A 12,325-nucleotide genomic window follows, 5' to 3' on the forward strand; every position below is an offset into this window, starting at 1 on the left:
TAGTTGTACAGTTGGCACTATGACCTCCACCATCAACAAATCTAAGCTCACTGAAGCCGATATCATCAGCAAATTCGTTCTTCCCAGCATTGAAGATGCCGGTTGGGATCGCATGACTCAAATCCGTCAGGAGGTTAAACTCCGAGACGGTAAAGTCGTCGTACGTGGACAAATTGCGGCACGTAAAAAAGTGAAATCGGCAGACATCGTGCTTTACCACAAACCCAGCATGCCGCTGGCGGTGGTAGAGGCCAAAGCCAATAAGCACGAAGTGGGCAAAGGGATGCAACAAGGGTTGGATTATGCCTCCTTGCTTGATGTGCCATTTGTGTTTGCCACCAATGGCGATGGTTATGTCTTCCACGATAAAACAAACCCGACTCAGATCGAGACTGAAATCCACCTTGAGGATTTCCCATCCCCAGCCATGCTGTGGGAGAAGTATTGTCAGTGGAAAGGATATAGCGACGACCAACTGCCGCTGATCACCCAAGATTACTACGATGATGGTAGTGGTAAATCACCGCGTTACTACCAGCTCAACGCCATTAACAAAACCATTGAAGCGGTCTCCAAAGGGCAAGATCGTGTGCTGCTTGTGATGGCGACAGGCACAGGTAAAACCTACACCGCTTTTCAAATCATCTGGCGGTTGTGGAAATCAGGTGCCAAGAAGCGCATCCTGTTCTTAGCAGATCGCAATATCCTTGTCGACCAAACCAAAAACAACGACTTCCAGCCTTTTGGCACGGCGATGACCAAAATTGGCAATCGCACCATCGACCCCGCTTTTGAAATCCACTTAGGTCTTTATCAGGCCATGACGGGGCAGGAAGAAGAAAAGAAAATCTTCAAAAACGTCCGTCCGGATTTCTTCGACTTGATCGTAGTGGACGAATGCCACCGAGGCAGCGCATCTGAAGACAGCGCATGGCGCGAAATACTGGAGTACTTCAGCTCAGCGACCCAGGTGGGATTAACCGCAACGCCAAAAGAAACAGATGAAGTCTCCAACATCGAATACTTCGGTGAGCCCGTTTACACCTACTCGCTCAAGCAAGGTATTGAAGATGGATTCCTTGCACCTTACAAAGTCGTGCGCGTGGATATCGACGTTGATCTTCAAGGCTGGCGACCAACCAAAGGCCAGGTAGACAAACATGGCGAAGTCATCACAGATCGCATTTACAACCAGAGCGACTTTGACCGAACCATGGTGATTGATGAGCGCACCGAGCTTGTTGCCCAAACCATTACCAACTACCTGAAACGCACAGACTCGATGGCGAAAACCATTGTGTTCTGTAACGACATCGACCACGCAGAACGTATGCGCCGAGCCCTTGCCAACTGCAACCCAGAGCAAATGGCGAAGAACGAAAAATACGTGATGAAAATCACCGGCGATGATGAAATTGGCAAAGCGCAGCTGGACAACTTCATCAACCCTAAGAAAGCTTATCCGGTTATCGCAACCACTTCAGAACTGATGACCACGGGCGTAGATGCCAAAACCTGCAAATTGGTAGTGCTGGATTCCACCATCAAATCCATGACCAAGTTCAAGCAGATCATCGGTCGCGGCACCCGTATCGATGACAAGTTCGGCAAACTCTGGTTCTCTATCCTCGACTTTAAAAAGGCCACCGAGCTTTTCGCGGACGAACGTTTTGATGGTACCCCAGAGCGGGTAAAAGTCACCAAGCCGGAAGATTTTGAAAATCCAGATGACCTTGATGATATTGTCGATGGTATGCCTGAAGACGAAAACGGCGAAGCGGCTATTGATGGAGAATCACCGTTTGGTGATGACATCGACCCAGATACGATTCTAGAGCCAACACCACCTTACACAACTTCAGGCGACGATACGTTTGGCTCTGGCCCAGATGAGCCTATTCAGGAAGAGGTTCGAAAATTCCATGTTTCTGGCGTCGAAGTGAAAAAGATTGCCGAGCGAGTGCAGTACTACGACAGCGACGGCAAACTGGTGACCGAATCGTTCAAAGACTACACCCGCAAAGCCATGGCGACGCAGTTTACCTCTATGGATGACTTCACACGCAAGTGGAACGATGCTGACCGCAAACAGGCCATTATTGATGAGCTTGCGGAGATCGGGATTATCTGGGAAGCGCTGGAACAGGAAGTGGGCAAAGACATGGACCCCTTCGATATGATCTGCCATGTGGTGTATGACCAACCACCTCTAACCCGCAAGGAGCGTGCTGACAATGTGAAGAAGCGTAACTACTTCACCAAATATGGTGATGTCGCGCAGGAAGTTTTGAGCAATCTTCTTGAGAAATATGCCGATGCGGGCGTCACTGAAATTGAAAACATGACGGTACTGAAAGTTGCGCCGTTCAATGAAATTGGCCGTCCGCTCGAGATCATAAAAAAAGGTTTCGGAGACAAAGAAGCCTACCTGAAAGCCGTCAACGAACTGGAATCAGAAATTTACCAGACGGCATAACCTCCCAGTTTTTCTTTTGGGCTGCTTGGCGACAAGCAGCCCTTTTTCATCACAGAGCAACTCAATATGGAGATTTGATGTTTCCTCTCCCGAAAGCGGTCAACTACAACCTGCTGTTCATTCTCATACTTTCTGGACTTATACCCGCGATTTACTCCACGTCCCGAGTTTACTTTCTTGGCAGTATTCCTGACACATGGGCCTTTAGCATCGCTGCTCAGGTGGCCTGGTTAAATGTCGGCTATGAAGTTATCAATGAAGCTATGCTCATCCCTCTTGCTTACGTTCTTGGCCAGGTAATCACAACCGACAAGGTCGCATTTACGGGGCGTTTGAATGGTGCGATGGCAGCTATTATCACTGTGTACGCTGCCATAACATTCAGTGTGATCTTGCTTGCGCCTGAACTGACTCAAGCGATGCAGCAAAGTGCTGAACTGGTGGACAAAACGACGAGTTACATTCGCCTTGAGTCTATCGCCATTCTCATCTCAAGCGTGGTGGAGCTTTGCCTTCTGGTTCTCGTTTTGCGCGATGAACAGAGAAAGTTGTATGCATTTATCGCTTTGAAATCTCTGCTGATAGTCAGCTTTGACAGCTTATTCGTCAGCCAGCTGTCCTTTTCACTTCAGTTAGGCGTGAACGGTGTCGCTTACACCAACATCATCGTAAACAGTCTTTTGTTCGTCGCTGTACTTTGCTGGTTTCACAGAGAAGGGTTGTTCAATCCGAAATTAGCATTCCATTCACTATCATGGTTCAAAGAATGGGCAAAGATAGGTGCAAAATCCGGATTGGAGTCATTCGTTCGTAATACGGCATTTATCGTGATGATCTTGCAGTTGGTCAATCAGGTTCAGCAAGCGGGTGTCTTTTGGGTATCCAACCAATTTATCTGGGGATGGCTGCTGCTCCCTGTCATGGCATTGGGACAGTTAATTAAGCGTGATGCCGCCTGCTCAAATGGCCTTTCAGTCGAAAAGGTCAATGCGTATTTCAAAATCACGAGCCTAATTGCCATGTGCTGGCTGCTATCCATACCAATCTGGGATGATTTCATCGCACACATTATGGGTGTCAGTGACCATCAGCAAGTGACTGATTTGGTTCTTTTGGTGCTGGGTTTTTATGTGGTATTTGCGTTCAACAACGTCATTGACAGTTACTTCTACGGTATTGGACGCACTGACTTAATGCTTTATCAGTCTTTGGCCGTAAATACACTTTTCTATGGTTCTGCTTTTATGGCCTATCAATTGGGTTGGTTTGAACCGACGCTGGAAAGCATTGCCGTAATGTTTGGCTTAGGGATGACGTTTGATGCCATCATCACACAGGGTTTATACCGCTGGTTGAGAACCAAACAGTGCAGTGAAAACACCACCACCGAATCCGCGTTTAGTTAATACATTCAAGCCGATAAAACCAGACAGCCCAGTTTCATGGTGGGCTGTCTACATTCTCCCCACTCAACGCTCATCAACGTAAACTTCTGCTCAATAAACGGCAGCAAATCCGCTATAATTCCCGCAATTTTTCGCATTTCAAAAGCAGTTAAATCATGTCTATCAGCTCCGTAATCAAATCCATTCAAGACATCATGCGTAAAGATGCCGGTGTCGACGGCGATGCACAGCGCCTTGGGCAACTTTCCTGGTTGTTGTTCCTCAAAGTCTTCGATGCGCAGGAAGAAGAATTAGAGCTGGAGTTGGATGATTACAAAGCGCCAATCAATGAAAAATACCTGTGGCGCAACTGGGCGGCAGATGCACAAGGCATTACCGGTGACAAACTGCTGGAGTTTGTTAACGACGACCTATTCCACAACCTGAAAAACATGCCAGCGCCAGTGGACACTAACCCACGTGGCTATGTGGTGAAAGAAGCGTTCAGCGATGCCTACAACTACATGAAAAATGGCACCTTGCTGCGTCAGGTGATCAACAAGCTCAATGAAATCGACTTTACTGACACGCAGGAACGCCACCTGTTTGGTGATATCTACGAGCAAATCTTGCGTGACCTACAAAGCGCCGGTAATGCAGGTGAATTCTATACCCCACGTGCGGTGACCCGTTTTATCGTTGACCGTCTTGACCCAAAACTGGGCGAGAACGTATTTGACCCATCATGTGGTACGGGCGGCTTCTTAACCTGCTCCATCAACCACATTCAGGAACACGACAAGCCTGAAACCAGCGAGCAATACGCGACGTTCCAGAAGCAATTCCATGGCGTTGAGAAGAAACAGCTGCCGCACCTGCTGTGTATCACCAACATGATGCTGCATGGCATTGAAGTGCCATCGCAAATCAAACACGACAACACGCTGAACAAACCGCTTTCTAACTGGGACAGCAACATTAACGTGATTGCGACCAACCCACCGTTTGGCGGCACGGAAGAAGACGGGATTGAAAAGAACTTCCCAGCCGAAATGCAAACTCGTGAAACGGCGGATTTGTTCCTGCAATTGATTATTGAGGTGTTGGACCCTGCAAATGGTCGTGCGGGTGTGGTGTTGCCAGATGGCACTTTGTTTGGTGAAGGTGTAAAAACCAAAATCAAAAAGCTGCTTACCGAAGAATGTAACCTGCACACCATTGTGCGCCTGCCAAACGGCGTGTTTAACCCTTACACGGGCATTAAGACCAACATTCTGTTCTTCACCAAAGGCAAACCAACCAAAGAAGTATGGTTCTACGAGCACCCATACCCAGAGGGCGTGAAGAACTACAGCAAAACCAAGCCGATGAAGTTTGAAGAGTTTCAGTCTGAAATCGACTGGTGGGGCAACGAAGAAGACGGTTTTGCCAGCCGCGTAGAGAACAACCACGCGTGGAAAGTCTCGATTGATGAGATCATCGCCCGCAACTTCAACCTAGATATTAAAAACCCATATCAAGGCGAAGTGGTCAGCCATGACCCAGATGAACTGCTGCAAAGCTACCAGACGCAACAGCAAGAAATCACCGAGCTACGTAACCAATTGAAAGACATTCTGGGGAACGCCCTCTCTTCGTCGCAAACAGCATCATCGCAAGCTGCGGATGAGGTGAAGTAATGTCTGCGGAAAAACTGATCACTGACCATATCGACATTTGGACGTCGGCAGTACAGTCCAAATCAGCCTCTGGTCGCGGCAGCAGCAAAAAGCGCGAGCTTTATGGCATCAAAAAACTGCGTGAGCTGATTTTGGAATTGGCGGTGCGCGGTAAGTTGGTGCCGCAAGATCCTACAGATGAACCTGCTTCTGTGTTGCTTGAGCGGATTACAGCTGAGATGGCTGAGTTGGTCAAACAGAAGAAAATAAAAAGACAGAAGTCGCTGCCGCCCATCCGTGACGAGGAAAAGCCGTTTTCGTTGTCGCAGGGCTGGGAGTGGGCAAGGCTCGGAATGCTTTTTGATATTGTATATGGCAAAGGGATGCCGAACTCCAAGCTCACAGAAGAAGGTTATGACGTATTTGGTGCAAACGGGATCATAGGAAAATACACGTCTTACCTTTATGAAGAGGCTCAGTTACTCGTGTCATGCCGAGGCGCATATAGCGGCAAGCCAAATATTTCGCCTAAATTTTGCTTCGTAACAAGCAACTCATTGGTCATGCAGTCAACATGGAAGCACTTGGTATTACGTTATTTCTATTACTCACTAACGATTGCTGACAAGGAAAAAATCGTTACTGGTAGCGCGCAGCCTCAGGTTACTGCGGCCAACCTTGAACCTTTTTTGATTGCTGTTCCACCATTACCAGAACAACACCGCATCGTCGCTAAAGTCGACGAGCTAATGGCGCTGTGCGACCAACTGGAGCAGCAAACCGAAGCCAGCCTTGATGCCCATCAGGTATTGGTAGAAACCCTGCTAGCAACGCTCACCAACAGCCAAAACGCCACCGAACTGATGGCAAACTGGGCACGCATCAGCGAACACTTCTACACCCTGTTCACCACAGAACAAAGCATCGATCAGCTAAAACAAACCATCCTGCAACTGGCGGTCATGGGTAAGCTGGTACCGCAAGACCCGAATGATGAACCAGCAACAAAACTGCTAGAGCGCATCGCGGAAGAAAAAGCGCAGTTGGTGAAAGAGAAGAAAATCAAAAAGCAAAAAGCCCTGCCGCCGATAGCTGAGGATGAAAAGCCGTTTGAACTGCCAAAAGGGTGGGAGTGGATTCAATGTGCAGACGCAGCAAGGCCTGAAACAACAATTACCTATGGAATTTTGAAACCAGTTTGGAAAGATAAGGGTGTACCAACTGCACGTATAAAAGACATGGTTAATGGAAGTCTTGAGCTTAGGAATATTGTTTACTGTTGCCCTGAAAGAGCGAGTAAGTTCGATAAGACCACACTAGTTGAAGGAGACTTGCTAATTGCAAAAGATGGAGCAACTTTAGGCAAAACAGCATTTGTTCCTCCCGAATTGGTGGGAGGGAACATCACTCAGCACGTTCTTCGCTTTTCTATATCTCCATTTCTCAATAGAGAGTTTGTTCGACTAATCATTGATTCGCCTATTGGTCAAAGCTTTATGAAAGGGGAAACAAAGGGTGTTGCGTTACCTGGTGTAAATGTAGGTGACTTCAGGAAAATGCCACTCGCTTTACCGCCGTTAGCAGAACAACAATTGATTGTTGAGAAGGTAGAGACGTTATTATCTATTTGCAACGAGCTTCAGCAATGCCTTCGTGACAGCCAACAAACCCAACTTCTGCTGACTGATGCGATTGTTGAGCAGGCATTGTAGTATCTCCTTCGCATCACCAAAACGGCAGCCACAAGGCTGCCGTTTTTGAGAAACCCAATCATCATTGAAAAATAACAACTTTGGAATTAGTGATTTAAATGCAGTCACTCAAAACTATTCTCGATTCTATGGAAAGCACTAACACAACGCTTATTATCCGCAACCTGACGTATGACCGAGTAAAAAAGACACCTAAAGGCACTTACTTATTCACCCACTCAACATCTACAAACACACTAGAAGCACAACTCACCTTTCTGCAAAAATTGTATGCGGATGGCCGGTTATCTGTTACCAAACAGACAAATTGTGAAGAACGGAACCTCTCAAAACCGGTCACACATAAATCATCGTTGGCCGCCATTGTCGCTGAAAAAATGAGTGAGTTTGAGAACCTCCCTTTGCAATCCAAGTATCGACTCAGCGATGAAGAAGCCAGAGAAATGGAACTGCTTTTGAAGGAAATGCGACCCTATCATTTTCGTACCAGCAAAGAGCTTTCGAACCACATCGTAGTCAATAAACTGGGAAATAGATATCCGACTATCTCAGGCATCGCAAAGATGACAAATGGCTATGATGTGTGGAATTTTGATGGTGGCTTCCCTCCTGGAATCTACAAGATAATTTGCAATGAACTAGGATTGAGAAACCAAGGAACCGAAGCTCGCATAGTAGGTTTCACTTCATATAAAAATCAATAACTTGAAGTTAATGTTGATTTCAATTCAACCGTCTCATATCGCTACGTTCTTTTCAGTTTATCTTGCTAGAAATCAGCTTCTCTACGCCATTGAGTATATTTTATCCGCATAAAAACAGATATTGACCAACATCATTGTCCAGTTTTACATGCTGAAATACTGTCACCCGATTTTTTAGAAAATAAGTGCCTTTTCCAAAGGACACCTCGCATTCTGGCGCTTATTTTAAACCAACGACTTAGCGGCAAGTACCTAAAAATGAACACTGAATTCTCAAAGACCATCGAAGATTTGCTGGCATGCATGCCAATTCAAAGCCCTTTGCGCTCCCAACTTGAAAACCATAAAGAAATGTACAAGCTCAGCGAGTCATACCTTGCGGACAAAGAGCATTATATTGCCCTTATCGGGAACGTAGGAGCAGGCAAAACGACATCTATCTGTCATTTGTTAGGGTTGGTAAACGAGCAGAATTCTGTTCTTAGCACTGGTTCGGGGCGAACTACGCTTTGCGAAGTACACATCAAAAAAGCGTCAGAGGCGAAGATCGAGGTGCTTCCGTACACCGAAGAGGAAGTGCGTAGCTATCTTTCGGACTTTGCACTCTATCTGAAGTCAGATGATGCCGATAACGACCAAGAAGGTTTTAAGTTGAGTGCCGAAGTTGAACGAGCACTTCGCAACATGCTTGAACTGAAAGTCGTTCGAAAAAAAGTGGACGGTAAACGCACTGCTACTGATTATGCAAAGGTTTTTGCTGATCAACTTTCATCGGTAGATATGCTTTGTGAAGAGTTTATCCAACGTGTAAACCTTGCTCAGCGTACCAAAACTGTATTTGAAAATGTCGATGGGCAACCTGACATGGCGTGGCTTCATGAAACATTTAAGCTAGTCAACAGCGCTACGCACCCTAACGTGGGCTTGGCCAAACGCATTACCCTATATGTTCCTTCACTTCGTCACACGGAAGACTCTTTTTCAATTACTTTTGTTGATACCAAAGGTGTCGATCAAACAGTCAACCGTGTGGATCTGGATCAGTGTCTGACCAACGACAAAACTGTTAGCGTGTTTTGCTCACGCTTCAATGATGCGCCTGACCAGACTTGTTCGAAAATGATCGACAGTGCTATTCAAGCCGGATTGAAGCCTCGTTTGAACGATGAGTCAGTTCTTCTTATCCTGGATCGAGCTGGTGAAGCTGAAGATGTGATGGATTACGACGAAGCAGTAGGAGATAAAGAAGATGGTCGTGACATTAAAGCGGAGCAAGTGAGCAGCGAGCTTTGCCAAAAGTACGCTGTGCGTGGTCTCGATGTCGAGTTTTTTGATGCCAAGCAAGATGCCCCAGAAGAACTTTTTGAGATGCTTGTTGGCAAAGTGCGTTCTTTACGAAAAGCCCATGAGCAGCGTTTGGTAGAGATCGAGCAATCAATCTGCGAGATGGAAGATGAAATCAAATCTCAGTCTGCTTCTCTTGCTATTAACCAAGTAAAACTGACTCTGGAGCCATGGCTAAAAAAGTCGAAAGCATGCACGCCAACGTTGAGTGAGTATTTTGTACCATTGATTGCCTCTATCCGTTCCAAAGGAACCTATGCTGCGAGTGTGCGTGCCAGCGTGAACCGCGATGGTAACTGGCACAACCTGAACTATTATCAGGAACTAGCAGTTGCATCACGCGCTCAGTGTATGGCTAAAATTACGCCATTACGCGATGAGTTGACCGTATTGATTAACAATATGCTGTCTCAGGAAGAGTTGAAGCCAAGCGCTTCGCTGTTAAAGCAGCTTAAAAACACGACTGATGTCCGTCTCAATAATATTTCTCAACTTGCACTAAACAAAGGGCGCTCAATCTACGAAGATAAAATCAAAGCTGATAGTCATTTCTGGAACAAAGCATACAACGAGTGGGGAAAAGGATCTGGCTATAAAGATCGCATCGCTGACCACACTAAAGCTTGGTTTAAGTCTAACGACTACAATCGCTCTGAGTTTGAAGTAACCCGAGGCCTTGTCGAACATTGGGAACGTTACGTTTGTGAAATTGAGAAGCTTATTGGTTCAACAAACAAGTAGCTCTGGATGGTGAAAATTTGAGTCTCTACAACATCTCAAACAAAAACCTAACCGCGTTAACCCAAACCACTTTTGCAGCCGAAGGGCTGCAAGAGCGGCAGGATTTACAAGAAGCCCTTAAAGGTTGCATCGACGCCATTGCCCCAGACTGCCTGGTGATCTCTGAAGAGTTTTCCGACTGGGAAGACAGCCGTCGTCGTATTGATTTATTGGCAATTGACCGCAACGCCAACTTGGTGGTTATTGAGCTAAAGCGCGATGAAATCGGCGCACACATGGAGCTTCAAGCGCTTCGCTATGCGGCCATGATCTCTACCATGACGTTCGATAAAGCCTGTGAGTACTTCGAGCAGTACATTGATAAGGAAGGGCTGGAAATCAATGCACGCGAAATCATTCTTGAGTTCGTCGATTTAGATGAAAACAGCCTTGATGATTTCGGTAACGATGTGCGAATCGTGCTCGCATCTGCTGACTTTGGCAAAGAGCTGACAACATCTGTCCTTTGGCTCCGTGACAAGGGCATTGATATCAGCTGTGTCCGCCTCACCCCTTATCGTTATAAAGACGATGTGTTGATTAACGCAGAGCAGATCATTCCTGTGCCTGAGGTTGAAGAATACCAAGTTAGGTTTAGGGAAAAGCGTGCTGAGCAAAGAAGTAGTTTGTCTGTAGTAAGAGACTACAGTAAATATCGCTACAACGAGCAAATATATAACAAGCGCAATTTGGCTCTTGCACTGATGACCGACTGGATAGCAACTCATCAACCTTCTTCATTGGAGGCTCTGCTGAAGGTGTTCGACAACAATATTCGACGCCGCATTGCTATGCTGGCTGAAAGTCTCTCAGACAAGCAGCGTAAGCGCTATCACACTGACGAAGAAGACTTGATCGAGCTTACTTCTGGCGAAGTTATTGCCATTTCTAATCAGTGGAAGCTAGAAACAATCACCAATTTGATTGAGTGCGTTGGAAAATACGGTATTGAAGTAGAAAAGCTCTAATTGAACTACCCAATAATTTGACAACACATCATTCTGTACCAAACTCATAAACTTAGTAATTCTAAGTTTATGAGTGCTCAATGGACTGGATAAACACACCTTCCCCCTATCAAGACGAAGCGCTTGAAAGCTATCTGCTGCGATTGAGCGATCATCTTGGTTTCCTAGAGTATGCTGACTTTGCAGAAGAAATTTGGGCACTACTCGTTGAAAGTACACCTGATGCTTTCGGCAGCTACCCGCTATCTCTCCATCAAGCCAACATCTGCCACGCAAAGGTCGCCAGCAAACTTCGGGCGCAGGGGCTATTGTTCATTGGAAGGCAAAGAGGCGTCGAAGAGTCAGAGCTACTTAAACTGGCGTTGATGCATTCCAAAACCGAATTCTCCCCCAACTACAAAGCGGCATTCCGAGACGGTGTCGATTACCCGTTTACGCTGCTTCGAAAAGAGCACACGCCTGTTTGCCCCGAGTGTTTAGCTGAAAGCCCTTATATTCGCCAGCACTGGCAGTTCCTGCCGCATCAAGTATGTCACCGACACCAAGTGCGGTTACTTACCCATTGCCCTTCCTGTTGTGTCCAGCTCGATTATCAATCTTCAGAGTCCATAACCTATTGCGAATGCGATTTTGACCTTACAACTGCCAAAACGACCAAAGCAGAGGATGATTTGGTGACGCTCAGCCAATGGTTACTGGGTGAGCACATTGCCGAAGAAGGGATACTTGCTTTCCCGCTGGGTATTTCTGAGCGATACGGGGTACTGCTTTGGTATACGCATCGCTATGGAGACGAGGAACACGTTGACTTAGCCGAGTGCTTTACCTATTTCAAAGCCTGGCCTGAACCACTTTATACGGAGCTGGATCAGGCTTTGCAAAAAGGTGAAGCGGTACGAGTTCAACCTTGGAATAAAACGCCACTGTCAGTGGTATATGGCAACCTCGTAAAAGAGGCCCGTAACCTGCCGAGTCGTGATGTGAGCCGGAACCCCATTCTTAAAGCCATTGTTGCTTACCTTTCAACGCTCGTTAATGAGCATGCTGGTCAACACGCTGATAACCCTTCCAATATGCTGGTTAGTACGTTAGAGGCATCAACGCTTTTAGGCTGCACAATAGATGAAGTAAACCGCCTGAACGAGCATGGTTACCTTCAGACGGCTTTCCGACTGAAGTTGCACCAGAAAATCGAATCTTATAAGCCTATTTACCGTTTGCGTGACTTGATGACGCTTAGGCTCACACACATGCAATCTTCAACCAATGGTCTCAATGTCTTTTTACCGGAGTGGTAA

General features: G+C 46.5%; 8 protein-coding genes. All 8 read left to right on the plus strand.

Annotated features, from left to right (window positions below; genetic code table 11):
• Positions 1 to 19: 19 nt before the first annotated feature.
• The 8 genes from hsdR (at position 20) to KU854_RS05160 (ending at position 12,325) form a co-directional block, all read left to right on the plus strand.
• Positions 20 to 2,476 (plus strand): EcoAI/FtnUII family type I restriction enzme subunit R, encoded by a 2,457-nt coding sequence (hsdR, locus tag KU854_RS05125; protein WP_218357381.1) that lies wholly within the window; start codon positions 20 to 22, stop codon positions 2,474 to 2,476.
• A gap of 77 nt (positions 2,477 to 2,553) precedes the next feature.
• Positions 2,554 to 3,882 (plus strand): MATE family Na+-driven efflux transporter, encoded by a 1,329-nt coding sequence (locus tag KU854_RS05130; protein WP_218357382.1) that lies wholly within the window; start codon positions 2,554 to 2,556, stop codon positions 3,880 to 3,882.
• 155 nt (positions 3,883 to 4,037) lie between these two features.
• Complete coding sequence (locus KU854_RS05135; protein WP_218357383.1) at positions 4,038 to 5,540, plus strand: N-6 DNA methylase; 1,503 nt, start codon at positions 4,038 to 4,040, stop codon at positions 5,538 to 5,540.
• On the plus strand, positions 5,540 to 7,231 hold the full coding sequence (locus KU854_RS05140; RefSeq protein WP_218357384.1) for a restriction endonuclease subunit S: 1,692 nt from the start codon (positions 5,540 to 5,542) through the stop codon (positions 7,229 to 7,231). Before KU854_RS05135 ends, KU854_RS05140 begins: the two co-directional genes overlap by 1 nt.
• A 98-nt stretch (positions 7,232 to 7,329) precedes the next feature.
• Entirely contained in the window at positions 7,330 to 7,935 is a 606-nt protein-coding gene (locus tag KU854_RS05145; protein WP_218357385.1) for a hypothetical protein, read from the plus strand.
• 258 nt (positions 7,936 to 8,193) lie between these two features.
• Complete coding sequence (locus tag KU854_RS05150) at positions 8,194 to 10,020, plus strand: P-loop NTPase family protein (protein WP_218357386.1); 1,827 nt, start codon at positions 8,194 to 8,196, stop codon at positions 10,018 to 10,020.
• 17 nt (positions 10,021 to 10,037) lie between these two features.
• The gene (locus KU854_RS05155; RefSeq protein ID WP_218357387.1) at positions 10,038 to 11,027 is read left to right on the plus strand and encodes a hypothetical protein; all 990 of its coding nucleotides are present in this window, start codon (positions 10,038 to 10,040) and stop codon (positions 11,025 to 11,027) included.
• 80 nt (positions 11,028 to 11,107) lie between these two features.
• A complete protein-coding gene (locus KU854_RS05160; RefSeq protein WP_218357388.1) occupies positions 11,108 to 12,325 on the plus strand; it encodes a TniQ family protein in 1,218 nt (405 codons plus the stop codon).

Origin of the sequence: Enterovibrio paralichthyis (assembly GCF_019209835.1) — a bacterium.
In the GTDB taxonomy this organism is placed as follows: Bacteria; Pseudomonadota; Gammaproteobacteria; order Enterobacterales; family Vibrionaceae; genus Enterovibrio; species Enterovibrio paralichthyis.

Coding starts and splice junctions, on each gene's coding strand:
- hsdR (WP_218357381.1), top strand. CDS start 20: ATGACCTCCACCATCAACAAATCTAAGCTCACTGAAGCCGATATCATC.
- KU854_RS05130 (WP_218357382.1), top strand. CDS start 2,554: ATGTTTCCTCTCCCGAAAGCGGTCAACTACAACCTGCTGTTCATTCTC.
- KU854_RS05135 (WP_218357383.1), top strand. CDS start 4,038: ATGTCTATCAGCTCCGTAATCAAATCCATTCAAGACATCATGCGTAAA.
- KU854_RS05140 (WP_218357384.1), top strand. CDS start 5,540: ATGTCTGCGGAAAAACTGATCACTGACCATATCGACATTTGGACGTCG.
- KU854_RS05145 (WP_218357385.1), top strand. CDS start 7,330: ATGCAGTCACTCAAAACTATTCTCGATTCTATGGAAAGCACTAACACA.
- KU854_RS05150 (WP_218357386.1), top strand. CDS start 8,194: ATGAACACTGAATTCTCAAAGACCATCGAAGATTTGCTGGCATGCATG.
- KU854_RS05160 (WP_218357388.1), top strand. CDS start 11,108: ATGGACTGGATAAACACACCTTCCCCCTATCAAGACGAAGCGCTTGAA.